Source organism: Martinezella rhizogenes (assembly GCF_000799715.1).
GTDB classification, from domain to species: Bacteria; Pseudomonadota; Alphaproteobacteria; order Rhizobiales; family Rhizobiaceae; genus Rhizobium; species Rhizobium rhizogenes_C.
This window is the reverse complement of sequence record NZ_JUHG01000011.1, coordinates 416,126-442,424: the sequence shown is the minus strand read 5'-3', so window position 1 is coordinate 442,424 and position 26,299 is coordinate 416,126. Positions and strand designations below refer to the sequence as shown.

The window sequence follows — 26,299 nt, the reverse complement described above, 5'->3', positions numbered from 1 at the left end:
GCTCAGGCAGCCATGGCCTTCTGCAGGTTCTCGTCGATCTTGTCGAGGAAGGCGGTGGTGGAGAGCCACGGCTGATCCGGGCCGATCAGCAGCGCCAGATCCTTGGTCATGAAGCCGGCTTCGACGGTATCGACGCAAACGGTTTCGAGCGTTGTCGCGAACTTAGCGAGTTCGGCATTGTCGTCGAGCTTGGCGCGATGTGCGAGGCCGCGGGTCCAGGCGAAGATCGAGGCGATCGAGTTCGTCGAGGTTTCCTGACCCTTCTGGTGCTGACGGTAGTGGCGGGTAACCGTGCCGTGAGCGGCTTCGGCTTCGACGGTCTTGCCGTCTGGTGTCAGCAGAACCGACGTCATCAGGCCAAGTGAGCCGAAGCCCTGGGCAACCGTGTCGGATTGGACATCGCCGTCATAGTTCTTGCAGGCCCAGACGTAGCCACCAGACCACTTCAGCGCGGAAGCGACCATGTCGTCGATCAGGCGATGTTCGTAGATGATGCCGACTTCGTCGAACTTCGCCTTGAATTCGCTCTGGTAAATCTCTTCGAAGATATCCTTGAAGCGGCCGTCATAGGCCTTGAGGATAGTGTTCTTGGTTGAGAGGTAGACCGGCCACTTGCGCATCAGGCCGTACATCATCGAGGCGCGGGCGAAATCGCGGATCGATTCGTCGAGGTTGTACATGGCCATGGCCACGCCGGCGCCCGGAGCGTCGAAGACTTCCTTCTCGATGACTGCGCCGTCTTCGCCGACGAACTTGATGGTCAGCTTGCCCTTGCCGGGGAATTTGAAATCGGTAGCGCGATACTGGTCGCCGAAGGCATGACGGCCGACGACGATCGGCTTGGTCCAGCCGGGAACCAGGCGCGGCACGTTCTTGCAGATGATCGGCTCGCGGAAGATGACGCCGCCGAGAATGTTGCGGATCGTGCCGTTCGGGCTCTTCCACATCTGCTTGAGGTTGAATTCCTTGACGCGATCTTCGTCCGGCGTGATCGTCGCGCACTTGATACCGACGCCGTGCTTCTTGATGGCGTTGGCGGCATCGACGGTGACCTGGTCGTTGGTCGCATCGCGGTTTTCGACCGAGAGATCGTAATAGTCGATATCGATATCGAGGTAGGGATGGATCAGTTTGTCTTTGATAAACTGCCAGATGATGCGAGTCATCTCGTCGCCATCGAGATCGGCAACGGGGTTAGCGACCTTGATCTTCTTCATGCTTCTGCCTCGTTTAAGCTGATGGGAGCGATGTCCCCGTGAATGATATGAAGTCTCGAGCGCTATAGCATCGCAAGTTCCGAACGCAAAGCCAAAGAGGCGCCAAAGCGGCGTTTTTGCGCATCACATCGTCCTCATTACGAGGTTTGCTTTTGCGGGATGGACCATTGCCAAAGCGACCGATGCGGCTAATGTCGCGCGCATGCTTCGCTGACCATTACGGATTCTTATCATGCAGAAAATTGCCGCTGCCGCGCTTCTCGCTGTTTTCCTTCCCCTCTCGCTCAGTGCAGTCCCGGCCGCGGCGGCGGATGTGACGACGCCGGTGAAAGAAGTGATGGATGCCACCGTTTCCAACTGGGCGGGCGGCGACAGCGACTGGCAGGATATTTTCGACGAGAGCAAGCTGGATGAGCGCTACAGCAAGGATCTCATTGCAAAATATAAGGCGGCGGCACAGTTTCCCGCCGCTGACGAGGATGGCATTTCGCCCTTCGATTACGATGTCATCGTCGGCGGTCAGGATGCATGTCCGCTGCAGGATCTGAATATTGCCGCGCAAGCCCCCAAGAGTGAGACGACGGAGGTGGTCGCTACCTTCAAGACGTTGGCTTGTCAGGGGTCGGACGCCAATAGTCAAGCGGTGACCACGGTGCGTTTCGAGGTCATTCAGGAGGCGGGCAAGCCCGTCATCGACGACATCATCACGGTTGACGAAGGCGGTCAGTCCAATTCGCTGAAATCCGTCATGCAGGATATCGTCAAGCAGCAACAGTCGGCGGACCAGCAGCAGAAACAGCCGGATCAGAAATAGTCTTCGTTCCGGACGGAACGGCCCGAGGCTCAAAAGTCTTGCCGATTGCCGCCTGTCTCGTTATTCCGACCGTGATTTGCGCGGTATGGTTCGCGCATGGGGAAAGGCGTCATGGCAGGCACGAATAGCGAGCGTCAACTTTTGGCCGAAGGGCCGGCCGTCATTCTGGTCGAGCCGCAGATGGGCGAGAATATCGGCATGGTGGCGCGCGCCATGGCGAATTTCGGCCTGGCCGAGCTTCGCCTTGTTAACCCGCGCGACGGCTGGCCGAACGAGAGGGCGCAGGCGACCGCCTCCAAGGCCGATCACATCATCGAGGCAACCAAGGTCTACGATACGCTTGAGCAGGCTGTCGCCGACCTCAATTTTGTCTATGCGACGACGGCGCGCGAACGTGACGGCTTCAAGCCGGTGCGGTCGCCTGTGGTTGCCGCCGAGACGCTTCGCGCCAGGTTCAAGGCAGGCGAGGGCACCGGCATCCTTTTCGGCCGCGAACGCTGGGGCCTGACCAACGAAGAGGTGGCGCTCGCCGACGAGATCGTAAGTTTTCCGGTCAATCCGGCCTTCGCCTCGTTGAACATCGCACAGGCCGTGTTGCTGATGTCCTATGAGTGGATGAAAACCGGCATGGAGGATATTGCCTCCGTTCCCTTCCAGGCGATGGAGCAGCGGCCTTCGACCAAGGAGCAGCTTTTCGGCCTGTTCGATCAGCTTGAAGACGCACTGGATGCGCGCAACTATTTCCATCCCGCCGGGAAAAAGCCGAAAATGATCGACAATCTGCGTGCGGTCCTCTCACGCCGGGCGTTTAGCGAACAGGAAATCAGCGTCTTGCGCGGCGTGATCTCGTCCCTCGACCGCTTCACGCGAAAATCTCCGCGCGGCAGCGGCCCGCGTCCCAGATCCTCTGTCGCACCCAAGGAAACCACAAGCGATGACAGCAGCGGCGAATGAGCTGAAACCGATCCTCGTCTTCGATTCGGGCATTGGCGGCCTGACCGTGTTGCGCGAGGTGAGGGTGTTGATGCCGGAGCGCGGCTTCATCTATGTCGCCGACGATGTCGGTTTTCCCTATGGCGACTGGGAAGAGCAGGCGCTGCGCGAGCGCATAATCAGCCTCTTCGCCAAGCTTCTGGCGGACTACGATCCGGAAATCTGCATTATCGCCTGCAATACGGCCTTCACGCTCGCCGGTGCCGATCTGCGCGCCGCTTTCCCGCAAATGACTTTCGTCGGCACCGTGCCGGCCATCAAGCCAGCGGCGGAGCGGACACGGTCTGGTCTCGTCTCGGTCCTGGCGACGCCGGGCACTGTCAAGCGCGCCTATACCCGCGATCTCATCCAGTCCTTTGCGACGCAATGCCATGTCCGGCTTGTCGGCTCGGAAAATTTGGCACGCATAGCGGAAGCCTACATTCGCGGCGGCACAGTTTCCGATGATGCTGTGCTCTCCGAAGTCGGCCAGTGCTTTGTCGAGATGGATGGCCGCAAGACCGATATCGTCGTGCTTGCCTGCACGCATTATCCCTTCATGGCCAATATCTTCCGCAGGCTCGCGCCTTGGCCCGTCGATTGGCTCGACCCCGCCGAGGCGATCGCGCGACGCGCCCGCAGCCTGGTGCCGCAGGTGGCCGATGCCGTGCATCCCGACACTTATGATTTCGCCGTCTTCACGTCCGGCACACCGGATTTTCCGACGCGACGGCTGATGCAGGGCTTTGGGTTGAGGGCATAACGCTATGGCTGGAACAATTTCATTGCGGAAACTCGATCTCGTTGACATGCCGGCTGCGGCTGGGGTCCATCGGGCCGCCTTCGATGACCGGCTTCCAACGCTGTCGGGGCTTCATACGTCGGAAGAGGATGTCGGCTTCTGGAGCGCGGTCGTCTTCAAGGATTGCCAGATATGGGGCGCGGAGGAGGGTGGTCGCCTTGTCGGCGTCATCGCCTTTCTCGAGGATTGGATCGATCAGCTCTATGTCCTGCCCGAGGCGCAGGGTCGCGGTATCGGGACCAGATTGCTGGAGGTCGCCAAATCGGCCTATCCGTCGCTTTCGCTCTGGACTTTTCAACGAAACGTCGCGGCACGCCGTTTTTACGAGAAACACGGCTTCTTGGTTGTTGACGAGTCGGACGGGGCGGGCAATGAGGAGAAGGAGCCTGATGTGCTCTATAAGTGGGAAGCTCGGTTGCATCGCTTATAGAGCAGTGTGAGGGTCGTATTGGGGAGGACGATATTTTATGACTTTTGAGAAGCGTTGCAGTTTCACCGTCGAGGCATATCATGCGCCTCACTGACTGCTATAATTTCCATGATTTCCGCGCCTTGGCGAAGAGCCGTCTTCCGGGTCCGATCTTCAACTATATCGATGGTGCCGCCGACGACGAAGTGACGCTTCGCCGGAATACGCAAAGCTTTGAGAATTGCGATCTCGTACCCAATGTGCTGCGCGGCGTCAGCAGCGTCGACATGTCCGTCACGGTGATGGGACAGAAGCTGGCAACGCCATTTTACTGCTCGCCAACGGCCCTGCAACGGCTCTTCCATCATCAGGGCGAAAACGCGGTTGCTGCTGCCGCGTCTTCCATTGGCACCATGTTCGGCGTCTCCTCGCTTGGCACGGTCAGCCTCGAAGAGGTGCGCAAGAAGCATCAGGGGCCGCAGGTCTATCAATTCTACTTTCACAAGGATCGCGGCCTAAACCGCGCCATGATGCAGCGTGCCAAGGATGCCGGTGTCAATGTGATGATGTTGACCGTCGACAGCATCACCGGCGGAAACCGCGAGCGCGACCTACGCACTGGTTTTTCCATCCCCTTCAAGCTCAATCTGGCTGGCTTGGCGCAATTCGCCATGAAGCCGGCATGGGGCCTGAACTATGTCACGCACGAAAAATTCCGCCTGCCGCAGCTTGAGGAGCATGTGGACATGAGCGGCGGGGCGATGTCGATCGGCAAGTACTTCACCGAAATGCTCGATCCGTCGATGAACTGGGACGATGTCGCCGAGATGGTACGGCATTGGGGCGGGCAATTCTGCCTCAAGGGCGTGATGTCCGTGGAGGATGCCAAGCGCGCCGTCGAGATCGGATGTACGGGCATCGTGCTCTCCAATCACGGCGGGCGGCAACTGGACGGCTCGCGCTCGGCCTTCGATCAGCTGGCCGAGATCGTCGATGCGGTCGGCGATCGGATCGACGTGATGATGGACGGCGGCATTCAGCGCGGGACGCATGTGCTGAAGGCACTGTCGCTCGGCGCCAAGGCGGTTGGTGTGGGACGTTTCTATCTCTATCCGTTGGCGGCTGCGGGCCAGCCGGGCGTCGAGCGGGCGCTTGGCATGTTGCGCACGGAGATCGAACGCGGCATGAAGCTCATGGGCTGCACGACGGTCGATCAGCTGTCGCGCGCTAATCTGCGTTTCCGATAGACGGGCGGCCGGACTGCATTCCCCTGTGGGTTTCTGAAATCCGTTCGCGAAAGCCGCGGAAATCTTTGATAGACGGAAGCGCCCCGTTTCTGAAAGATGGGCGCTTCCGCATCTGAGTCTTGTCAAAGGGGTATTGCATTGCAGGTCGGCATCGACATGGGAACGGCGTCCGGCGGGACCAGCGCCCAACTCGATATCGAGGAGCTGCTGGCAACCCGTCTGCTCGTACAGGGCAATTCCGGTTCCGGAAAATCGCATCTATTGCGGCGCCTGCTGGAGCAGTCCGCGCAGTGGGTGCAGCAAGTCATTATCGATCCCGAGGGCGATTTCGTGACGCTGGCCGACAAGTTCGGCCATGTGGTGGTCGATGGCGAGCGCACCGAGGCCGAGCTTGCCGGCATCGCCAACCGTATCCGTCAACATCGTGTCTCCTGCGTCCTGACGCTCGAAGGGCTCGATATCGAGCAGCAGATGCGCGCCGCCGCCGCCTTTCTCAACGGCATGTTCGATGCCGAGCGCGAATATTGGTATCCGGTGCTTGTCGTTGTCGACGAGGCGCAGATGTTCGCGCCTTCGGTTGGCGGCGATGTCTCGGAAGATGCCCGCAAGATGTCGCTCGGCGCCATGACCAACCTGATGTGCCGCGGCCGCAAGCGCGGCCTTGCTGGCGTCATCGCGACGCAGCGCCTGGCGAAGCTCGCCAAGAACGTTGCCGCCGAAGCCTCGAATTTCCTGATGGGCCGCACCTTTCTTGATATCGACATGGCGCGCGCCGCTGACCTTCTCGGCATGGATCGTCGACAGGCGGAAATGTTCCGCGACCTGAAGCGCGGCAATTTCGTCGCACTCGGCCCAGCTTTGTCGCGCCGGCCGCTGCCGATCACCATCGGCAACGTCGAAACCTCAGCGCGCTCTTCCAGCCCGAAGCTGATGCCGTTGCCGGATGCGCCGCAGGATGTCGAGGATCTGATTTTCACGCCGGATCCGGAGGAATTCTCAAGGCCGGTCGTTCGCCGCACTACGCCCGCGCCGCGCCCGACGACGGATATTCTGGCGGAACTCTCCCGCTCGACACCCGCCGCCAGCTCGGCGCCGGCCGAACCGAGAGCGAGCCAGCCGGAACTGTCGCCGGAAGATCGCGAGGCGCGGGTAGGCGTTGTACTTTCCGAGATCCTCGATGATCCCGCCTCCGGTTTCCGAACGGATTCAGTACTCTATCAGGAATTCCTCGTGCGGCTGCGCATGCGCCGCGTGCCTGGCGTGCCGATGGCACTTTCGGAATTCCGCCGCCGCGTGGCGATCGTGCGCTCTGGTGCCGACGAGGCGACCATGGCGACGGAGGCCTGGGCCACGGCCATGTCGCTCTCTTCTGGCGTTACCGACGATCTGCAGGGCGTTTTCCTGATGCTCGCCAAGGCGGCCATCTGCGGAGAGCCATGCCCCTCCGACGCCCGCATCGCACGAGCCTACGGCACGCATTCCGCCCGGCGCGCCCGGCGCTTGCTCAGCTATTTTGAAGAGCAGGGCAGCGTCGTAGTCCACACCGATTTCTCCGGCAAGCGCATCGTCGCCTTCCCGGATATCGGCAGCCAGACCGCGCCGGGGGATGCCAATGCGCCTGATATCGATGGTGGCGATCAGGCGGCGGCTGAATAATCGGGATCAGGTGTCGCTGCCAATGACATGAAGTGCGGTTTTCCCGTCCTTGACCGCCGCAGTGGACAGTCGCCGATCGAGAGTAGCCAGCTTGCCATGATGGAATTTCGCAAGAGCCAACAGATAACTGTCGATGATTTGCCCAGGCGTGAGGAGGCGGGTTGGGTCGATCAAACTCGTGTCTGTCAGACTGATGTCATCGAACCAGAATTCATGGCCTGGCAAAGTACGAAGTTGTGCAATCAACGGCGCGACCATCGATGGAGGGCCGGGAGAGTTCGGATAAGCGGCTTGGCCGAGAATTCGAATGACACCGTTTTCTGTTAGCGGGCATGTCGCCCAACTCCGATTGCCGATCGAGCTGAACCAGCCGTGCACCGTATCGTGGGCGACATGCGATGGATCAAACAAGGCAATCAGGACATTGACATCAAGGAGGAACGTCACGGGAGTTCGTCTCGAAGTTTGTTGACGACTTCAAGCGTGATTGGCGCATTGCCTGGTTTCGGCATCAACAAAGGAACGCCATTCCGTTCTTTTGCCGCCTGTGGGCGGTTGAGCGAGCGACGCGCCAAATCTGAGATGACGTCGCCAACACTGCGATGCTGCTGTTCCGCCATAGCTTTTGCCACGGCAAGCACATCGTCATCGATTGCCAAAGTCGTTCTCATCGCAGCACCTCATATCCGCATCAGACATCACGCATCAGATATAGCGATTTTTCTCATAATCTCAACGGCGGCGAGAGACCGTGTGTTGACAATTTCATGACGACCGCCTAAAGACCGCCCCAACGCCGGGCAGAAATGTCCGGTGTTTCACTGACATGTCCCGTGGTCCCTCCGTTCGCTAACGTGAGGAGCCTGTCAGAGCTCGAAAACGGAGTTCAGAGGAGGGCGTGTTTCCTTCGCGGTTTGGCAACAAGCCGCTCGAACACTTTGAAAGGAAATGCGATGAGCAAGCGCGAATCGTCCAAGTACAAAATTGACCGCCGCATGGGCGAAAATATCTGGGGTCGTCCGAAGTCCCCGGTTAATCGTCGCGAATACGGCCCAGGCCAGCACGGCCAGCGCCGCAAGGGCAAGCTTTCGGACTTCGGTGTGCAGCTGCGCGCCAAGCAGAAGCTGAAGGGCTACTACGGCGACCTGCGCGAGAAGCAGTTCCGCGCCACCTTCGACGAAGCTAACCGCCGCAAGGGCGACACCTCGGAAAACCTGATCGGCCTGCTCGAATCGCGTCTCGACGCGATCGTCTACCGCGCCAAGTTCGTTCCGACCGTTTTCGCTGCCCGTCAGTTCGTAAACCATGGCCACGTCTCGGTTAACGGCGTTCGCGTCAACATCGGCTCCTACCGCTGCAAGGCTGGCGACGTTATCGAAGTTCGCGAAAAGTCGAAGCAGCTCGTGATCGTTCTGGAAGCGGTTTCGCTGGCTGAGCGCGACGTTCCGGACTACATCGAAGCTGACCACAACAAGATGGTTGCTACCTTCGCTCGCGTTCCGACCCTCGCTGACGTACCGTACGCAGTCGTCATGGAACCGCAGCTGGTCGTCGAATTTTATTCGCGTTAATCAGCGGATATCTTTCTTACGAATGGAAAAGCCGCTCCTTCTGGGCGGCTTTTTTCTTTGCGGAGATCATCATGGCGGATTTGCAGGCAGTTCTCGACAGCATCCATGCTGAGCTTTCGCCGCGTCTCGGCGAAGGCAAGGTCGCGGACTATATTCCCGAGTTAGCCAAGGTCGATCCGAACCAGTTCGGCATGGCGATCGCGACGGTGGACGGCAATATCCACAGTGTCGGCCATGCCGATATTCCCTTTTCCATCCAGAGCATTTCCAAGGTCTTCATGCTGACGCTGGCGCTCGGCAAGGTGGGTGAGAGCCTGTGGAACAGGGTCGGCCGCGAGCCCTCCGGAACGGCGTTCAATTCCATCGTCCAGCTTGAGCGGGAGGAGGGAATTCCGCGTAATCCCTTCGTCAACGCCGGCGCGATCGCTGTCAGCGACGTCGTATTGTCGGGCCACGCGCCGCGCGAGGCGATCGGCGAGCTGCTGCGCTTCGTGCGCTATGTTGCCGATGACGAGTCGATCACCATCGACGACAAGGTGGCGCGCTCGGAGACGCAGACTGGATTCCGCAATTTCGCGCTCGCCAATTTCATGCGCGCCTATGGTAATATCGACCATCCCGTCGAACATGTGCTCGGCGTCTATTTCCATCAATGCGCCGTGTCGATGAGCTGCCAGCAGCTTGCCAAAGCTGGGCTTTATCTCGCGGCTCGCGGTACCAATCCGATCACCGGCCATTCCGTCGTTTCGCCGAAGCGGGCGCGGCGTATCAATGCGCTGATGCTGACCTGCGGTCACTATGACGGTTCCGGCGATTTTGCTTATCACGTCGGCCTGCCCGGCAAGAGCGGCGTTGGCGGTGGTATCTTGGCGGTGGCGCCGGGTATCGGCTCCATCGCGGTCTGGTCGCCTGGGCTGAACAAGGTCGGCAATTCGCAGCTCGGCGCGGTGGCGCTGGAAATGCTTGCCGCGCGGACCGGCTGGTCGGTCTTCGGCGATTGATACCGTGTCTTTGACCGCGCTTTCTGCTATCAGCGTGGCAAGGCCTGAGGGATGACAAGATGAATATCGCAACGACAGTGGCGGACGAGCTCGATATCGAAGTTGAGGATGGCGGCGGCGCTCATCCGCTGTTCGCCGATGCGCCGCGATCGGTCTCCTTCAATAAGCTGCGCAAGCGCCTGCTGCGTCAGGTGCGCCAGGCAATGGACGATTTCCAGATGCTGAAGGGCCAACAGCGTTGGCTGGTCGGCGTGTCCGGTGGCAAGGATTCCTATGGGCTGCTGTCGATCCTGCTCGATCTCAAATGGCGCGGCTTGCTGCCGGTGGAGCTGATCGCCTGCAATCTCGATCAGGGGCAGCCGAATTTCCCGAAGCATGTCCTGCCCGAATACTTGACGAAGATTGGCGTCGAACACCGCATCGAATATCGCGATACCTATTCCATTGTGAAGGAAAAGGTGCCGGCGGGGGCGACCTATTGTTCGCTCTGTTCGCGCTTGCGCCGCGGCAATCTCTATCGCATTGCTCGCGAGGAGGGCTGCGACGCGCTGGTGCTCGGCCATCACCGCGAGGACATCCTCGAGACCTTCTTCATGAATTTCTTCCATGGCGGCCGGTTGGCCTCGATGCCGGCAAAGCTGCTCAATGACGAGGGCGATCTGATGGTGCTGCGGCCGCTTGCCTATGCCGCCGAGGACGATCTCGCCAAGTTCGCCGCCGCCATGCAGTTTCCGATCATTCCCTGCGATCTCTGCGGCTCGCAGGACGGCCTGCAGCGCAATGCGATGAAGGAGATGCTGAGTGATATCGAACGCCGCATGCCGGGCCGCAAGGATACGATGCTGCGGGCTCTGGCGCATGTGAACCCGTCGCATCTGCTCGATCCCAAGCTTTTCGATTTTGCCGGACTGATGGCGCACAAGCCTTGAGCCGCGTCTGTCGGATTTAATTGGTTTTGCCACAAGGCTGTAATCGAATCGGGCATAAGGGGAACCATCCTCTTTCTGTAAAGATCATCGATGACCCTCTCCGATCCAGACTTCAACTATTTGATGGCGACCGTGGCCGAGGCTGCGGTGCTTGAAATCATGCCTCGCTTCCGCAATCTCGGCGCAGGCGATATTTCGGAGAAGACTTCGGCCATCGATCTGGTGACAGAAGCCGATCTGCTGACGGAGAAGCACATCACGGCGGCGTTGAAAGCGCGCTTTCCCGGTGCGCTGGTGGTCGGCGAGGAAGCCTATGAGGCGGATAAATCCGTCGTGCCGGCATTGGCCCATGCGGATCTTGCCTTTGTCATCGATCCCGTCGATGGCACCTTCAATTTTGCCTCCGGTCTGCCGGTCTTCGGAACGATCCTTGCCGTCGTCGCCAAGGGCGAGACCATCGCCGGGATCATCCATGATTCCGTGCTCGGCGATACCGTGACCACGGTGCGCGGTGCCGGCACCTATTTGCGGCGACGCAACGGGCAGTCGAGCCGGCTCGCGGTCGCCCCCGCTGTTCCGTTAAGCGAGATGACCGGCCTGATCTCCTGGGGCCATATGGACGAACCGGACCGCTCCCGCATCAGCGCCAATCTGGCGAAGATACGCATGGGATTTGCGTTGAACTGCTCGGCCTACGAATATTGGATGGTTGCCTCCGGCAGGATCCATTTCATCGGCCACTCGAAACTGATGCCCTGGGATCATCTGGCCGGCGTGCTCGCCCATCAGGAAGCCGGGGGCTTCACCGCGAAGTTTGACGGCACGCCCTATCGCCCCGGCGAGACGACGGGCGGCATTATTTCGGCTCCGGATGAGGAAAGCTGGCGGATTATCCGTCGCGGGATCGTCGGCGCCTGACAGGAGAGGACTGCATCATGACATCATCCGTTGACGTGACGACCCTTGCCGATCTGCTGCGCCAGGCGGCAAAGGCGGAGATCCTGCCGCGCTTCCGTCGGCTGGGCAGTAATGATGTCCGCGCCAAGAGCGAGGCGACCGATCTGGTGACGGAAGCGGACGAACAGGCGGAGCGGATGATCAAGGCTGAGGTGGCGCGGTTGTGGCCCGAGGCGCTGTTCATCGGTGAGGAATCGGTTGCCGCCGATCCGGCGCTCCTGCACAAGCTGCAGGGCGCTGATCTGGCCATCATCGTCGATCCGGTCGACGGCACGTTCAATTTCGCCGCCGGCATTCCCGCATTCGGCGTCATGGCCTCCGTGGTCTCCAAGGGCGAGACCGTGGCGGGCATTATTTTCGATCCAATGGGCGATGATTGGGTCCTGGCCGAAAAGGGCAGCGGGGCATGGCTGCGCCGGCCGGATGGCGAGGCGCAGCGTCTCTCCGTGGCAACGCCGGTTGCCCTGGAAGAGATGGTCGGCATGGCATCGACTGGCTACCTGCCGAAGGGCAAACGTGCCGAGATCCTGGGCAATCTGGCCAAGGTGCGCTTTATCACCAACTACCGCTGTGCCGCCCATGAATACCGCACCTTCGCCGGCGGTCATGTCCATTATCTCATGTACAACAAGCTGATGCCTTGGGATCATCTGGCCGGCGCGCTGATTTCCGAGGAAGCGGGCGCCTATGTCAAGCGTTTCGACGGTTCGCCCTATCTCCCACATCATCTTGACGGCGGTCTGCTGGCTGCCGTGGACAAGGCATCGTGGGAGCTGTTGCGGCGCGAGGTCTTTACCGTCTGAGATGGTGCTACTTGGAAAGTCGTGGGCGCAGCGTTATCTTCGTCCGCGATAGGCATCCGTCCTTTGGCGGAATTTGCCACTGGGATGAGGCCGATGTCTGAGACGAGCCGCAAGCTGACCACCATCTTCTGTGCTGACGTGCAAGACTATTCGCGTTTGATGCAGAAGGATGAAGAAGGAACGCTTGCTACGCTCAAGCGGTATCGCGATGCGATGGCGCGGTTGATCGCGGCGCATGGTGGCCGTGTCGTCAACACTTGGGGCGATGGGGTATTCGCCGAATTCCCCAGTGTCGTCGAGGCGTTGCGCGCAGCAGTTGATATCCAGAATGAACTCGCCGGTTATAATGCGAAAAGCGATCCCGATACGCAGATGCTGTTTCGCATCGGGCTCAATCTCGGCGACGTGATTGCCGAAGGCAATGATCTTTATGGTGATGGCGTCAACATCGCCGCGCGCCTTCAGGCCTGCGCGGCGGCTGGCGGCATCGTGATTTCCAATACGGTCTACGATCAGGTTCGCAACAAGGTGGCTGTCGGTTTCGATTTTCTTGGCCAATTGGAGGTCAAGAACATCGACGGCGGCGTGGCGAGCTATGCTGTGCGGATTGGCGCGCCGCAGGCTGCCAGTGCCTCGCCGGAGCCTCGCAGTATTCGCGAAGAAGTTCGCGCTCCGGTGGCCGCGAATGCCAGACCTCCGGCGGGTTTCACCCAGATTTACGGCACTCTGGCGGTGGCTGCCATCGCCGTGCTTTTGGTCAACGCATTCACCTGGCACGGTGATTTTTGGGCGAGATGGCCCTTGCTTGGTCTTGCCTTCGCCGCAGGCCTTCGATGGGCAAGGACGAATAAGCAGATCGATCCTCAGCTTGCGACTTTCGCCGTGATCGGTGTCGGCTTGATTGGCATCAACCTTCTATCCTGGCACGGAACGCCTTGGGTAGTCTGGCCCCTGCTGGGCCTCGCCATCGCCGCCGCGCTGCGCTGGGTCAGGCGCCCACGCGGCGACATCTGATTGTTTGACGTGCCGGAGATCCTCGATCAGACGTGACCCATGCCGGATTCCAGCTTCGGGTTGTCGCCGGGATGGGTGAAGAGTTTTCCATTTTCCGCCCATAGCGTCGCAAGGATCGACAGCGCACCGAAAATGGTAAACCCGGCGATCAGCGGCTGAGGCGTGCCGTTGAACATCTGGCCGACAAGGCCGCCAAGAAGGACGCCGCCGGTGGTGGAGACCGAGCTGGTAATGGAGGCGGCGGTTCCCGCCAGATGTCCCATCGGCTCCAGGCTGATGGCCATGATGTTGGTGGTGATGACCGCAAACATCATCAGCATTACCGAGATCAGCACATAGGTGAACACGAAGCTCGGCATGCCGGCCGTTCCGACGACATAGCCGAAGGCGCCAAGAAGAGTGAAGACGATCATGGCGGCATGGGAGATGCGCCGCATGCCGAAGCTGCGAACGAAATAGCCATTGGCGAACTGTGCAACAGCCGTGCCCGCTGCTGTCGCTGCGAAGGCGATCGGGAACCACTCGCCGAGGCCATAGACTTCGCCGAACACCTGCTGGACCGACACGATGTAGGCGCAGATAACGGCGGTATAGAGCGTTAGGCCAATCATGTAGCCGCAGGTGATGCGATTGGTCAGCACCGTCTTGAAGCCGGAAATGACAGAACTGACGGAGAGCGGCAGGCGCTCGTTATCCGGCAGCGTCTCCTTCATCCGAAAGAATGCGATGAGAAGGAGAACGGCGCTCGTAATGCCGAGCGCGATGAAAATCCATTGCCAGTTCGAATAGGCGACGATCAGCTGACCGACAGCAGGGGCGACCATCGGCATGATCATGAAAACGATGGTGACGTAGGACATGACCTGCGCCATTTCTCGGCCGCCGAAGCAATCGCGCACGATCGCCAAGGTGGTGATGCGCACAGCCGCCGCGCCGACGCCCTGGGTGAAACGCAGCACCAGAAGCATGGTCAGGCTGCCACTCCAGGCGGCGGCAAACAGCGCCACCGTATAGAAGGCGAGGCCGCCGAGCAGGATGTTCCGCCGGCCATAGGCGTCGGCCAGGCTGCCGAAAAACAACTGGCAGATGCCGAAGCCCAGAAAATAGACGCCGATGACCATCTGTGTGTCGTTGGGATTGGCGACCGCCAGCGAATGGCCGATATTCGGCAGGGCCGGCAGCATGCTGTCGATGCCCAGCGAAATGCTCGCCGTCATCAGCGCGATGATGATGACGAATTCGACGATGCCGAGGCCGATACGCGCGGAGCCGGTGGGCTCCGCTGATTTTACTTGGGGCGAGGTCATGTAAAAATGCCTGTCAATGAAGGGCGAGGGACTGGTCGGCCGGCGGGGGCGCATTGTGTGGCTGAAAGAGACGTCCCTTTTCGGCAATCAGGACGAAGACGATGCCGATTAGCGAGACGGTGAAGTAGCCGACGACCATCGGCGTTGCCGTGCCGTTGAAATACTGGCCGATGCCGGCACCGATCGATGCGCCGCCGACCGTGCTCATGAAGCCGAGTACGGAAGAGGCGGTGCCTGCGACATGGCCGAGCGGTTCCATCGCGAGCGAATTGAAGTTCGAACCGATCAAGCCGAACTGGAACATCGCCAGCGCGAAGAAGACCATAAACAGCGCGAAGGGCATCGGCGCGGGACCGTAAAGCTGAACCAATAGCCAGATGAAGGTGACGAAGGCGAAGCCGAAGAGTGCCCCATGCGACAACCGCCGCATGCCGAAGCGGCCGACAAGCTGCGAATTGATGAAGGATGACAGGGCCATGAACACCGCGACGCCGCCAAAGGCGACGGGTGTGTAGACGCCTAGTCCATAAATGCCGCTATAGATCTGCTGTGCCGAATTGATGAAACCGAACAGCGCGCCGAACAGGAAGGTGCTGGCGAGCGTGTAGCAGAGTGCAACGCGGTTCGTGAGGACCATGCGGAAACCAGCTGCGACGGATTTCACGGTGAGGGGACGGACATTTTCGGGCTTCAGCGTTTCCGGCAGGCGGAAATACATCCAGATGCCGACCAGGGTCGCCATGGTGGCGATGAAGACGAAGATCATGTGCCAGGTGCTCACCAGCATGATGATCTGGCCGCTTCCCGGCGCAATGACCGGAACGATCATGAAGACCATCATGATCAGCGACATGACCTCGGCCATCTGGCGGCCGCCGAAGATGTCACGGACGATGGAAATGGTGATGACGCGCGTTGCCGCCGAGCCCAGGCCCTGGATGAAGCGCAGGGCAAGCAGGCCGGCAAAAGACGGGATGAGCGCTATGCCGAAAGCGGAGATGATGAAGACGACAAGGCCGATCAACAGTGGTAGGCGGCGGCCGAAGCGATCCGACAAGGGTCCGTAGAACAGCTGCGCCAAACCGAAACCGATCAGATAGGTCGTTACCACATATTGACGGTGGTTCTCGTTTTCGACGCCAAGGCTGGAGCCGATCTGCTGCAGAGCGGGGAGCATGATGTCGATCGCCAGCGAGTTGATCGCCATCAGGAAAGCCGCGAGTGCTATAAACTCGCGTTTGCCCATGGGCAATTGCCAATGGGGCATGGCTTGGGATGGAGTCGTCACGGTTTTATTCCCATAAACATTTCAAGGCGCTGTCGAACGACAGCGCCTTATCAATCGAATTGGACTATGGAAACCGGACGATTGAGCCCGGTGACCGGTCAGGCGGCGCGAACGTTGACGCCGTGTTCCTGAAAATGCTGCTGAAGCTCGCCCGCCTGGAACATTTCGCGCACGATATCACAGCCGCCGATGAACTCGCCCTTCACGTAGAGCTGGGGAATGGTGGGCCAATTGGAATAGTCCTTGATGCCCTGGCGAATTTCCGCGTCGGCCAGAACATTGATGCCCTTATAGTCTACGCCAATGTAGTCGAGGATCTGGACCAGCTGGCCCGAGAAACCACATTGCGGGAACTGTGGGGTGCCCTTCATGAAGAGAACGACGTCGTTGGTCTTCACTTCATTTTCGATGAATTCGTTAATGCCGCTCATATTCCAGTCCTTTCACTTGCGGGGTCAAGGTCCGCAGATCCAAATCTTTTCCTTAAATAGCAAGGAGAAGGTTCGATTTCCAGCCGCAATAACGTGCCCGAATGTTTTTCATCGCATGAATGGGATTTCGCGCAACATGCGTTGCAAATGACGGCGCCATGTTGGAATTATCACCTTTTTTTGAACAGTGCGTTTTGAAATCGCTTCTTCAACTCGGAAACCGAACAACACATATAAAAAGAAGCAAGGGACGCTTAATATTACGCTGCTGGGTGTTCGGAGTCGGTGGCAAGAAAGTTTTTGAGGCGCGCCTGTGGGCGGCATGACGGGTACCTGTCCTTTTGCGAGCATTGCATTTTGAGGGAGTGGGTATCATGAGCCATCATCACTATTCTGACGGCCAGGTCGGAGAGGAACGCGATTTTTACGGTTCCAGCGAGACGAGCGAAGGCGAGCGGGAATATTATGAGCATGTCCGAACCCCCAAAGCATCGATACTGAACAGCGCCGTCACGGTCTGCGCCATCGTTCTGATGCTCAGCATCGCCTTCGGTTACCGCGCGACGACCACGACAGCAGCGCCGCAGGTTCAGCCGCAGCCCCAGGCAATCCATAGGATAATGACCGCGCCACCGGCCGATCCCTGCGCCGACTACTCGCCCTATTCAGGCCGGGAGTGCTGACGTAGAGGCTTCCTTAACCATGTCGTGGGAACCTCTTCGTCAGTTTTCATCGCGGTCTGCCATGAAAAAGCCAGCTGGCCATGGTGTTGCCGGTCTCTGATGTCTATGCGATGCACGTCAGTGCGCCGGGGAACCAAGTACATTATGCGTAACATTGAAAAGAGGGTGGTCCTTCACTTCCCTGGCTTCGAGCCATTGGATGCGTCCATGCACCGGGCGCGTTATGAGCGTTCGGCGAAGCAAAGTGCCGCCGCATGGGATTTCTCGGTCACCGTCGATTCGTTGCAAAATTTCGGCAGGGCGCCGTATTTCGATGTGAATGCCAAGGGCGTGGATTGGCAGACCCATAGCCGCGTCCATATCCTCGATCACAATGATCTGGTCGCAAAGCTGAATGGCAGGCCGTTTTTCACGCGACTCAGACAAGGTTATCTCGCAGCCGGAAGGGTTGTGGCCACCGGTGACATGACGGGCTATTTCCGGCACGCCTGGCGCTTCGGTCTGTTTTTTATCTTTCCGTTCCTGTTGATGCTGGTCGGGCTGCTCCTCAGCCTGTCCGTGGCCCTTTTGCCCTCTCTCCTCGGGCTTCCGTCCTGGAGTCATATCGGCAGCATCGCGCTGGCGGTGGCTTTCTTCATCTACGTCTTCCTGCCCCAGGCAGAACGGCTGCACACGCTGCATCTCTTTGCCGACTGGGAGATGGCGGTCGCCATGGCGGGGTTGAACGGGCTTGGCGCGGAGCAATGGATCGAAGCTTGCGCGATCAGCGCGCGCCAGGCGCTTGATGAGCCGGCTGATGAATATGTCATCTCCTCGCACAGCATGGGATCGAGCGTTGCCGCCCATGTGATCGGCCTGCTGCTCGAGCGGGAGCCGGAGCTATTCCAGGGCAAGCGCGTCGTGTTCACGACGCTTGGCAGCGCTATCCTGCAATGCGCATTGATGCGGACCGCCTCGACGCTGCGTTCGCGCGTCGGCCTGCTTGCGCGCTGCCAGGAGATTTTTTGGCTCGACGTTCACTGTTTGACGGACGCGATCCATTTCTACAAAGCCAAAGTCGCCGCGGTCTGTGGCCATGCGGACGCGCCGCAAGCCACGATCCTGTTCATTCGCTTCAAGAAAATGCTGACGTCGAAGCACTATGCCAAGATCAAGCGCGATTTCCTGCGCGTACACCGGCAATATGTGCTCGGACCGGATGTCCGAGCTCCCTTCGATTTCACGCTTCTGACGGCCGGCCCGCTGCCGGCATCCAGTTTTGCTGCATTCACACAGACAGAAATGCCGGAGCTCGCTTTCGGCCCCGGCAATGACAGCGTCCGGATTTCCTCAATCGGGCGCTGAGGTTTGTAGCGCCAGGGCGTGCAGTACGCCGCCCATATTGCCCTTCAGTGCATCATAGACCATCTGGTGTTGCTGCACGCGGCTCTTGCCGCGGAAGGCTTCGGCCACGACTTCGGCGGCATAGTGATCGCCATCCCCGGCCAGGTCGCGAATCGTCACCTTGGCGCCGGGAATGCCGGCCTTGATCATGTCTTCGATATCGCCGGGATTCATTGGCATCAGTGATTTACCTCATTCTATTCGGCAGCAGCGAGCGCACCGCCATCCATGAAGGCAGGAAACCACGATTCATGCGCCTGACGCAACTGTTGAACGGAAACGGACAGCAGGCCGTCGATGGCGAGCGCGTCACCCTCGACGGTACCGAGACGACGGAAAGGCACGCCGGCGCTTTCGGCATTGATGCAGACGAAATCGGCAACATCGGCAGGAACGGCAATGACATAGCGCGCCTGATCCTCACCGAAGAGCAGAGCATGCGGTAGTCCCTTGCATTCGGCAAGCTCGACGTGCAGACCCTTGCCCGATGCCATGACCATTTCGGCAAGCGCGAGCACGAGGCCGCCCGACGAAATGTCGTGGCAGGCGGTGACCTGGCCGTTGCGAATGGCGGAGCGGATGAAATCGCCGTTGCGGCGTTCGGCGAAAAGATCGACTTCCGGAGCCGGACCGTCTGTCGAGCCGAGGATATCGCGCAGATAGATGGAAGAGCCGAGATGGCTGCCGTCGACGCCGATCATGATGATGCGATCGCCTTCGGAGGCCGAGCCGATGCGCGCCATCGCCTGCCAGTCCGGCAAGAGGCCGACACCGGCGATCGTCGGGGTCGGCAGGATTCCGACGCCGTTGGTCTCGTTGTAGAGCGAGACATTGCCCGAGACGATCGGGAAGTCGAGTGCACGGCAGGCTTCGCCGATGCCCTTGATGGCGCCGACGAGCTGGCCCATGATCTCGGGCTTTTCCGGATTGCCGAAATTCAGATTGTCGGTCGCGGCCAGTGGCTCGGCGCCCGTCGCAGTGATATTGCGCCAGCATTCGGCAACGGCCTGCTTGCCGCCTTCGAACGGATCGGCCTCGACATAGCGCGGCGTCACGTCGGAGGAGAAGGCGAGCGCCTTGGTCGGATGACCTTCGACGCGGACGACGCCGGCGTCGCCGCCCGGAAGCTGCAGGGAGTTGCCCTGGATTAGCGTGTCGTACTGTTCATAGACCCAGCGACGGCTGGACTGATTAGCCGAGCCAACCAGCGACAGAAGCGTCTGGCCGTAATCCTCGGGCGCTGCGACGAGATTGGCGGGCAGGGCGGCGCGCTTGTCGGCCTCCCTCCAGGGACGGTCATATTCCGGTGCCTGGTCGCCGAGATCCTTGATCGGCAGATTGGCGACTTCCTCGCCCTGATGGATGACGCGGAAGCGCAGGTCGTCCGTCGTCTTGCCGACGATGGCGAAATCCAGGCCCCACTTGACGAAGATCGCCTTGGCGACGGCTTCCTTTTCCGGCTGCAACACCATGAGCATGCGCTCCTGGCTTTCCGACAGCATCATTTCATAGGCCGTCATCTGCTCTTCGCGCACCGGCACCTTGTCGAGATCAAGCTCGATGCCGAGGTCGCCCTTGGCGCCCATTTCGACGGCGGAGCAGGTGAGCCCGGCGGCGCCCATGTCCTGAATGGCGATGACAGCGCCGGTCTGCATCAGCTCGAGGCAGGCTTCCAGCAGGCATTTTTCGGTGAAGGGGTCGCCGACCTGGACGGTCGGGCGCTTCTCCTCGATCGATTCGTCGAATTCGGCCGATGCCATGGTCGCGCCGCCGACACCATCACGGCCGGTCTTGGCGCCGAGATAGACGACGGGAAGGCCGACGCCCTTGGCTTCCGACAGGAAGATGGCGTTGGATTTTGCAAGGCCCGCCGCAAAGGCGTTGACGAGGATATTGCCGTTATAGCGCGCGTCGAACTCGACTTCGCCGCCGACTGTCGGAACGCCGAAGGAGTTGCCATAGCCGCCGACGCCGGCGACGACGCCGGAAACGAGGTGACGGGTCTTCGGATGGTCCGGCTCGCCGAAGCGCAGCGCGTTCATCGCTGCAATCGGGCGCGCACCCATGGTAAACACGTCGCGCAGGATGCCGCCGACACCGGTCGCCGCACCCTGATAGGGCTCGATATAGGACGGATGGTTGTGGCTCTCCATCTTGAAGACGACGCAGTCGCCGTCATCGATGTCGACCACACCGGCATTCTCGCCAGGACCCTGGATGACGCGCGGTCCCTTGGTCGGGAGGGTACGCAGCCACTTCTTTGAGGACTTATACGAGCAGTGCTCGTTCCACATGGCCGAGAAGATGCCGAGTTCGGTAAAGGAGGGCTCGCGGCCGATCAGATCCAGAATGCGCTGATATTCGTCCGGCTTCAGGCCGTGGGCGGCAATCAGTTCCGGGGTAATCTGGATCGTGTTCGAAAGGGTCATGGGCGCTCGAAGGTCCTTGCCTGTAAAGGGTTTGAAGGCCGGTCAGGGGATTGGGGTCTCTTTAGCGCATGTGAACCTGTCGCGCGACAGGAAAATGACCGCGATTCACAATAGGTAAATCGCGGGCTTGATCATCTGCGGCCGCTTGCCGGCGATCAGAACTTGTAGCCGACCATAAGCCCGACCCGCGTCATGCCGCCATTCGGACCATCGCAGAGATTGGCATGCGATGAATGGGCAATCTGCGCCATCATGTTCCAATGGCTGTCGAAATTATATCCAAGGCCCGCATATTCATGAAAGAGCAGGCGACAGCCGAGCATCGGGCCGTGCTCGGTCCAGTCATCGAGGTTGCCGGTATGGATGGTGCCGCCGAAGCCCACTTCGGTGAAGATGCCGTTGCTATGCGTGAGCGTCCAGGACAGGCCGCCGTAGAATTGCGTCGCGGAACCGGCCGTGCCGACAGAGGTTCCGAGATGGATGCGCGGATGGGCCAGTTGGTCCTTCCAGTTCGCAGTCGGATTGTATCCGAACGGATTGAACAGCACCTGGACATCCGGGAAAACGCCCTTTTCATGATCATATCCGCTTTGGATAGACCCGCTCGCCCCGAAGCGCAGTTCATCGAATATTTTATTGTCCGCGGCAGCGGCAGATTCATTGGCAACGAAGATAAAGCCAGTCGCAACAAAAATGGCTGTAAGGCTGTTCTTCCCAAAGAGACGTTTCAAAATGGAAACAGCAAGCATGCACTCCCCCCAATATGGCGAGCGAATCGCATCGTATTGGCCGGATCGTAGCACCCTCGAATTCGAGGTAAAGCGCGCGTTACTAAGTAAGGCTTGTTTTCTCGGAGCCGAAGCAAAACCGCAACAATGCCGTCATATGTGGCTGTCGTAGCCCGCCGAGCCGTTTTCCAGAAGGCGGCGTAGCGTCATGAAGCCGGCGGCGACATCATCGCGGCGTTGCGGAGAAGAAAAGGCAACACGAACGCGGTGATAGACCTTATCAGAGCGGCCCGCCTTGAATTCGTCTTCGTCGTCGACAAGCACGCCTTCGGCGAGGGCTGCATTCTTGAATGTGCCGGAAAGCCAGGGCTCCGGCAGTTTCAGCCACAGGAACGGCACATGCGGATGCGAGGTGAATTCGAAGCCGGATAGCGCCTCGCGCGCCAATTGTTCACGGGCGCGGATTTCATCGACTGCCTTGCGGCGCAGCGCCAGCGCGTGGCCTTCGAGCACCAGTCGGGCGCAGGTTTCCGCCAGGATGAAGGGCAGGCCGCCGGTCGTCATCTTGTGGGTGACCTTGATGCGCTGGGCGAAATGCGGCGGGCAGGCGACCCAGCCGCCGCGCACGCCCGCAGTGACTGATTTCGACAGGCCACTGACGAGGAAGGTGCGCTCCGGCGCGATGCTCGCCATCAGCGGGTTCGGATCCTCGGTCATGCCGCCATAGAGATCGTCTTCGATCAGCCAGACGCTGTGTCGCCGGGCGATGGCGGCAATCGCGCGGCGGCGTGCTTCCGGCATGGTCGTCAACGTCGGATTGTGGGCCGTGGGCATCAGGAAGGCCAGGCGCGGATGTTGCTGCTGGCAAAGCCGTTCGAAATCATCGGGAATTATGCCGTGCTCGTCGGAATCCACCAATATGGAGCGGCGGCCAAGGAGACGGGTGGCGCGGCTGACCTGTGTGTAGGTCAGGTTCTCGAAGACGATCTTGTCGCCAGGGGAGGTGACGGCTGAAATGACGGCGATGGCAGCGGCATGGGCGCCGAGCGTCGGCACGACGGTCTCGATCGCCGGGCTCCAGCCGTTGCGGGCAAGCCAGACCTGGCCGGCGCGGAACCAATTTACCGGGAAACTCCGTGAATAGGAAGAAATCTCCGCCTGATGATCGCGGCTGATGTCGGCGAAAAGCTGGCCGATAACCTCGCCTTGGCCTATATCGGGTGCTGCCGTCGTATCGAAGCGGATCTTGCCATCCGGGGTTTCCAGGCCACGGGTGCCGGCGAGGGCCTGCGTGATCGGATCTACCGGCTCGATCTGCTTGCTGTTGATGCGGTCGAGCACGTAGGTGCCGCGGCCGACTTCACCGGCGACGAGGCCGCGTTCGTGCACGAGCGCGTAGGCCCGGCTGACGGTGCCGATCGTCACGCCGATATCATAGGCGAGATTGCGTTGCGGCGGCAGCTTCGTCCCCGGCGGCAATATGCCATGGGTGATCGCGTTTTCAATGCTGTCGGCGACGCGGATGTAGACAGGTCCGTTCCCGCTGGAAATGTCAGGTAGCCAATTTGTCATGATGACAATTTCTTAGATTGCCTCGGAAATAGAGTCAATACTATGAGTCAATTGTATCGTTTGGCTCGATACATCCCTATTGTCATAATTCTGCGAGCACAAAATGGATACAATAGATACAATCTGCCTTTCCAAGGGCGCTACGCCCGTCAAGATATCGTGGGGTGCTTTCAAGCCGGCGCAGCCTCTGTCGCTCCTGGCGCACCATCTTTGGGCGTCTCTTGCGCTTTGGATGGAGAAGCGTGAAAGCCGTTGGACGTTGCGGGATCTGACGGATGACCAATTGCGCGATATCGGGCTGACCCACAGCGAAGCGAAGACCGAGGTCAGCAAGTCGTTTTTCTGGGGTTGAACGAGCTGAGCCGCGTATCAGGCTAGCGCGCCCGCCTTATCCGGGGCCATTCACATGCTTGACATTGCCTGGCCTGTGAACGAACTTGTAGTAGCTGCGCGACTGGCGGATTGTGATGGAAAACCATCGTGGAACGCAGCGATATATGCCGACCGCCTGGGCCCTACTGAGAAACGTAAATGGGGGCTCATATGCGCTTGGATATCGATCGAATCGAAACCGCTGCCACGACCATAAACAAGGTCTTTCGGCATACACCGCAATATGTCTGTGAAAGTCTGAGCCGGGCTCTGGGCTGCCGGGTCGTTCTCAAAGTGGAAACGATGAATCCCGTGCGCTGCTTCAAGGGCCGTGGCACCGAGATGGTTCTGGCACGGCTACAATCGCAAGGGGATACGAAATCGGTCGTCTGCGCCAGCGCAGGCAATCTGGGCCAGGCACTCGCCTATGGCGGCCGGCTGAGAAGCTTTGATGTCACGGTGACGGCGTCCACCACCGCGAATGCCTTCAAGGTGGAAAAGATGCGGTTACTCGGAGCAAATGTGGTGTTGGTCGAAGGGGAGATCGAAGCCGCACTCCAAGCGGCCTCTGATCATGCCGAAGAAACGGGTGCCTTCCTCGTGGAGGACAGCAAGAATCTCGACACTTGTGAAGGTGCCGCGACAATCGGGCTCGAGCTTTCGGAACTTCCTCAAGCGCTGGATGCTGTTCTGGTTTCTCTCGGCGCCGGGGCAATGGCGACAGGCATCGGCTATGCCCTGAAGTGCCGGCGCCCAAGTGTGGAGATAATCACGGTTCAGCCCCGGAATGCACCGGCTATGACGCTTTCCCTTAAGGCCAGGCAGATTGTGGACGCTGGCGCCCCGAACACCATCGCCGATGGGGTGGCCGGGCGCTATGTAATCCCGGAAGTTCTCGATGATTTACTGGTCGTCGCCGATGACGCCCTTTTGGTCAGCGAGGGGAGCATCAAGGAGGGAATGCGACTTCTATACCTGCATTCGGGACTTGTCGTCGAGCCCGCTGCCGCACTTGGCGTCGCCGCCATTCTTGAGAATCCACAGCGTTTTGCCGGCAAGACCGTGGCAACCGTTCTTTGTGGTGGCAATGTCGAACCCAAGGCGTTCGAAGCGTGGATTGGGTAGCCCTAAAAGTGCGTCCGCTTAAATCCGAGTGATGGCTTACTCACCGACAACGGATCGCGACGGCGAAACCGTTACTGGCAGCCCTTCGAGCCTGCGGCCCAGCGATTGACGTCGCCGGTGATGCGGCCGCCGGAAGCGCCACCCATCATTGGGCCGAAAGCCTGCAGCTGCGCCGGATTGCCTTCCGCTTGGACGACGAGAGACGGGCGGCCGGTCGGGTGCTTCTTGTCGACCACGAGAATACGCGGGCGGCCGGTGAAGGAATTGAGTTCGGGCGCGAGCTGATAGCCGGCAAAGGCCGGATCGGCCGATTTGAACCAGCATGCATTGGCGCTCATCATGACGCGTTCCATCGTCGTCAGGGCGGTGCGATCAACCGTAATGGCGGTTGGCGCGCGCGTGCCGCAGGAGGTGACGAGGAAGCCGATAGCCGTAAGAGCGGCGGCGGAATACAGTCCGGTGGCGAGGCGAGGGCGCATTAATCTCATTTCCGATGAATAGGTTGGGCTGCTCTCAGCCGACTTGCCGGTTCCGGGCGATATTGCCCGATGATCGCCTCAGGCGGCGATCACGTCGAGGGCGGAGGCGAAGAGGCCGCGACCGTCGGAGCCGCCATGGGCTGCCTCGATCAGGTTTTCCGGATGCGGCATCATGCCAAGCACATTGCCCTTGGCGTTGATGATGCCAGCGATGTCGTTGACCGAGCCGTTCGGGTTGGTGCCTTCGGCATAGCGGAACACCACCTGGCCATTACCTTCGATCGCCGCCAGCGTTTCCGCGTCGGCAAAATAGTTGCCGTCATGATGGGCGACTGGGCTGCGGATCACCTGGCCCTTGGCATAGGCGCGGGTAAAGTCCGTTTCGGCGTTAGTGACCTCGAGCTTGACCTCGCGGCAGACGAACTTCAGCGAGGCATTGCGCATCAGCGCGCCGGGCAGCATGCCGGCTTCGACGAGGATCTGGAAGCCGTTACAGACGCCGAGAACCTTGACGCCCTTATCGGCCTTGTCCTTGATCGCCTGCATGACCGGCATGCGGGCGGCAATCGCGCCGCAACGCAGATAATCGCCATAGGAAAAGCCGCCGGGAATGACGATCAGGTCGACATCCGGAATCTCGGTTTCCGTCTGCCAGATTGTGACGGGCGCCTGGCCGGAAATCTTGGTCAGCGCCGCGATCATGTCACGGTCGCGATTGAGACCGGGAAGTTGAACGACTGCTGATTTCATGATTCTGCTCCCGAGATTACGCGAAAGGTGCTGGCTTAGAGGTGTTCGCGAGCCATACTCTATTGTCCAAGACAAAGAAAGAATGGCTCCCGGAAAACGGCAATCAGTCGATCGAAATGCTGAAGTTCTCGATCACGGTGTTGGCGAGGAGCTTTTCGCACATGGCTTTCAGCTCGGCTTCGGCCTTGGCCTTGTCGGCACCGTTGAGCTCCAGGTCGAAGACCTTACCCTGGCGGACCTGGCCTACACCTTCGAAGCCGAGTGCGCCGAGTGCGCCTTCAATGGCCTTGCCCTGTGGGTCGAGAACGCCGTTCTTCAGCGTGACGGTTACACGAGCCTTGATCACGATTGTCCTTCCTG

General features: G+C 59.8%; 29 protein-coding genes and 1 riboswitch. Of the genes, 16 read left to right on the top strand and 13 right to left on the bottom strand.

What is annotated here, in order from left to right; genetic code table 11:
• Window positions 1–2: 2 nt before the first annotated feature.
• Complete coding sequence (locus EX00_RS06135) at window positions 3–1,217, bottom strand: NADP-dependent isocitrate dehydrogenase (protein ID WP_047455145.1); 1,215 nt, start codon at window positions 1,215–1,217, stop codon at window positions 3–5.
• Window positions 1,218–1,449: 232 nt separating this feature from the next.
• Here EX00_RS06135 and EX00_RS06130 point away from each other — a divergent pair, with 232 nt between their 5' ends.
• From EX00_RS06130 to EX00_RS06105, 6 genes are all read left to right on the top strand, one after another.
• Window positions 1,450–2,031, top strand: a complete 582-nt coding sequence (locus EX00_RS06130) for a hypothetical protein (RefSeq protein WP_047455143.1) — start codon at window positions 1,450–1,452, stop codon at window positions 2,029–2,031.
• Window positions 2,032–2,142: 111 nt separating this feature from the next.
• Entirely contained in the window at window positions 2,143–2,985 is an 843-nt protein-coding gene (locus EX00_RS06125; protein ID WP_047455141.1) for an RNA methyltransferase, read from the top strand.
• Window positions 2,966–3,766: a glutamate racemase gene (murI, locus tag EX00_RS06120; protein ID WP_047455139.1), complete on the top strand. Its 801-nt coding sequence runs from the start codon at window positions 2,966–2,968 to the stop codon at window positions 3,764–3,766. The genes EX00_RS06125 and murI overlap by 20 nt, the downstream gene beginning before the upstream one ends.
• A 4-nt stretch (window positions 3,767–3,770) precedes the next feature.
• A complete protein-coding gene (locus EX00_RS06115) occupies window positions 3,771–4,235 on the top strand; it encodes a GNAT family N-acetyltransferase (protein ID WP_047455137.1) in 465 nt (154 codons plus the stop codon).
• 80 nt (window positions 4,236–4,315) lie between these two features.
• Window positions 4,316–5,461, top strand: coding sequence for an alpha-hydroxy acid oxidase (locus tag EX00_RS06110; RefSeq protein ID WP_047455135.1), 1,146 nt, complete (start codon window positions 4,316–4,318; stop codon window positions 5,459–5,461).
• A 138-nt stretch (window positions 5,462–5,599) separates the two neighbouring features.
• Complete coding sequence (locus tag EX00_RS06105; RefSeq protein ID WP_047455133.1) at window positions 5,600–7,117, top strand: helicase HerA domain-containing protein; 1,518 nt, start codon at window positions 5,600–5,602, stop codon at window positions 7,115–7,117.
• 6 nt (window positions 7,118–7,123) lie between these two features.
• On the opposite strand, the gene EX00_RS06100 is transcribed toward EX00_RS06105, so the two are convergent.
• On the bottom strand, window positions 7,124–7,564 hold the full coding sequence (locus EX00_RS06100; protein WP_047455131.1) for a TA system VapC family ribonuclease toxin: 441 nt from the start codon (window positions 7,562–7,564) through the stop codon (window positions 7,124–7,126).
• The gene (locus EX00_RS06095) at window positions 7,561–7,788 is read right to left on the bottom strand and encodes a hypothetical protein (RefSeq protein ID WP_047455129.1); all 228 of its coding nucleotides are present in this window, start codon (window positions 7,786–7,788) and stop codon (window positions 7,561–7,563) included. The genes EX00_RS06100 and EX00_RS06095 overlap by 4 nt, the downstream gene beginning before the upstream one ends.
• 282 nt (window positions 7,789–8,070) lie before the next feature.
• Between EX00_RS06095 and rpsD the strand changes: the two genes are divergently transcribed.
• From rpsD to EX00_RS06065, 6 genes are all read left to right on the top strand, one after another.
• Window positions 8,071–8,688 (top strand): 30S ribosomal protein S4, encoded by a 618-nt coding sequence (gene rpsD / locus EX00_RS06090; protein ID WP_047455127.1) that lies wholly within the window; start codon window positions 8,071–8,073, stop codon window positions 8,686–8,688.
• Window positions 8,689–8,759: 71 nt separating this feature from the next.
• Entirely contained in the window at window positions 8,760–9,689 is a 930-nt protein-coding gene (locus EX00_RS06085; RefSeq protein ID WP_047455125.1) for a glutaminase, read from the top strand.
• Between the two features lie 59 nt (window positions 9,690–9,748).
• The gene (gene ttcA, locus EX00_RS06080) at window positions 9,749–10,618 is read left to right on the top strand and encodes a tRNA 2-thiocytidine(32) synthetase TtcA (protein WP_047455123.1); all 870 of its coding nucleotides are present in this window, start codon (window positions 9,749–9,751) and stop codon (window positions 10,616–10,618) included.
• 90 nt (window positions 10,619–10,708) lie between these two features.
• A complete protein-coding gene (locus tag EX00_RS06075; protein WP_047455122.1) occupies window positions 10,709–11,536 on the top strand; it encodes an inositol monophosphatase family protein in 828 nt (275 codons plus the stop codon).
• A gap of 17 nt (window positions 11,537–11,553) precedes the next feature.
• On the top strand, window positions 11,554–12,378 hold the full coding sequence (locus EX00_RS06070) for an inositol monophosphatase family protein (protein WP_047455120.1): 825 nt from the start codon (window positions 11,554–11,556) through the stop codon (window positions 12,376–12,378).
• Window positions 12,379–12,471: 93 nt separating this feature from the next.
• Entirely contained in the window at window positions 12,472–13,392 is a 921-nt protein-coding gene (locus tag EX00_RS06065; protein ID WP_047455118.1) for an adenylate/guanylate cyclase domain-containing protein, read from the top strand.
• A 26-nt stretch (window positions 13,393–13,418) separates the two neighbouring features.
• Here the strand turns inward: EX00_RS06065 and EX00_RS06060 are convergent, their stop codons facing one another.
• The 3 genes from EX00_RS06060 to grxD all read right to left on the bottom strand — a co-directional run bounded on the left by EX00_RS06060 (window position 13,419) and on the right by grxD (window position 16,418).
• Window positions 13,419–14,699, bottom strand: a complete 1,281-nt coding sequence (locus EX00_RS06060; protein ID WP_047455115.1) for a multidrug effflux MFS transporter — start codon at window positions 14,697–14,699, stop codon at window positions 13,419–13,421.
• 13 nt (window positions 14,700–14,712) lie between these two features.
• Complete coding sequence (locus tag EX00_RS06055; protein WP_047455113.1) at window positions 14,713–15,945, bottom strand: multidrug effflux MFS transporter; 1,233 nt, start codon at window positions 15,943–15,945, stop codon at window positions 14,713–14,715.
• 140 nt (window positions 15,946–16,085) lie between these two features.
• Entirely contained in the window at window positions 16,086–16,418 is a 333-nt protein-coding gene (grxD, locus tag EX00_RS06050) for a Grx4 family monothiol glutaredoxin (RefSeq protein WP_047455111.1), read from the bottom strand.
• Between the two features lie 374 nt (window positions 16,419–16,792).
• Here grxD and EX00_RS06045 point away from each other — a divergent pair, with 374 nt between their 5' ends.
• Both EX00_RS06045 and EX00_RS06040 read left to right on the top strand, forming a co-directional pair.
• A complete protein-coding gene (locus EX00_RS06045; RefSeq protein WP_047455109.1) occupies window positions 16,793–17,101 on the top strand; it encodes a hypothetical protein in 309 nt (102 codons plus the stop codon).
• 144 nt (window positions 17,102–17,245) lie between these two features.
• Window positions 17,246–18,445 carry a hypothetical protein gene (locus EX00_RS06040; protein ID WP_047455107.1) on the top strand — a complete coding sequence of 400 codons (1,200 nt, stop codon included), beginning with the start codon at window positions 17,246–17,248 and terminating at the stop codon, window positions 18,443–18,445.
• Here the strand turns inward: EX00_RS06040 and EX00_RS06035 are convergent.
• The 4 genes from EX00_RS06035 to EX00_RS06020 all read right to left on the bottom strand — a co-directional run bounded on the left by EX00_RS06035 (window position 18,431) and on the right by EX00_RS06020 (window position 23,213).
• Window positions 18,431–18,664 carry a BolA family protein gene (locus EX00_RS06035; protein ID WP_004108912.1) on the bottom strand — a complete coding sequence of 78 codons (234 nt, stop codon included), beginning with the start codon at window positions 18,662–18,664 and terminating at the stop codon, window positions 18,431–18,433. The genes EX00_RS06040 and EX00_RS06035 overlap by 15 nt on opposite strands.
• A gap of 17 nt (window positions 18,665–18,681) precedes the next feature.
• Window positions 18,682–20,913, bottom strand: coding sequence for a phosphoribosylformylglycinamidine synthase subunit PurL (gene purL / locus EX00_RS06030; RefSeq protein ID WP_047455102.1), 2,232 nt, complete (start codon window positions 20,911–20,913; stop codon window positions 18,682–18,684).
• Window positions 20,914–21,068: 155 nt separating this feature from the next.
• Window positions 21,069–21,662, bottom strand: a complete 594-nt coding sequence (locus EX00_RS06025; RefSeq protein ID WP_080761209.1) for an acyloxyacyl hydrolase — start codon at window positions 21,660–21,662, stop codon at window positions 21,069–21,071.
• A 132-nt stretch (window positions 21,663–21,794) separates the two neighbouring features.
• Complete coding sequence (locus tag EX00_RS06020; protein WP_047455099.1) at window positions 21,795–23,213, bottom strand: aminotransferase-like domain-containing protein; 1,419 nt, start codon at window positions 23,211–23,213, stop codon at window positions 21,795–21,797.
• 103 nt (window positions 23,214–23,316) lie between these two features.
• Between EX00_RS06020 and EX00_RS06015 the strand changes: the two genes are divergently transcribed.
• Window positions 23,317–23,565, top strand: coding sequence for a DUF1127 domain-containing protein (locus EX00_RS06015; RefSeq protein WP_047455096.1), 249 nt, complete (start codon window positions 23,317–23,319; stop codon window positions 23,563–23,565).
• 88 nt (window positions 23,566–23,653) lie between these two features.
• A riboswitch (ZMP/ZTP riboswitch) is annotated at window positions 23,654–23,734 on the top strand.
• A 22-nt stretch (window positions 23,735–23,756) separates the two neighbouring features.
• Complete coding sequence (locus EX00_RS06010) at window positions 23,757–24,710, top strand: threonine ammonia-lyase (protein ID WP_047457491.1); 954 nt, start codon at window positions 23,757–23,759, stop codon at window positions 24,708–24,710.
• A 71-nt stretch (window positions 24,711–24,781) separates the two neighbouring features.
• On the opposite strand, the gene EX00_RS06005 is transcribed toward EX00_RS06010, so the two are convergent.
• The 3 genes from EX00_RS06005 to purS form a co-directional block, all read right to left on the bottom strand.
• The gene (locus EX00_RS06005) at window positions 24,782–25,189 is read right to left on the bottom strand and encodes a hypothetical protein (RefSeq protein WP_047455094.1); all 408 of its coding nucleotides are present in this window, start codon (window positions 25,187–25,189) and stop codon (window positions 24,782–24,784) included.
• Between the two features lie 78 nt (window positions 25,190–25,267).
• Window positions 25,268–25,939 (bottom strand): phosphoribosylformylglycinamidine synthase subunit PurQ, encoded by a 672-nt coding sequence (gene purQ, locus EX00_RS06000; RefSeq protein ID WP_047455092.1) that lies wholly within the window; start codon window positions 25,937–25,939, stop codon window positions 25,268–25,270.
• A 103-nt stretch (window positions 25,940–26,042) separates the two neighbouring features.
• The gene (gene purS, locus EX00_RS05995; protein ID WP_007696302.1) at window positions 26,043–26,285 is read right to left on the bottom strand and encodes a phosphoribosylformylglycinamidine synthase subunit PurS; all 243 of its coding nucleotides are present in this window, start codon (window positions 26,283–26,285) and stop codon (window positions 26,043–26,045) included.
• Window positions 26,286–26,299 lie beyond the last annotated feature (14 nt).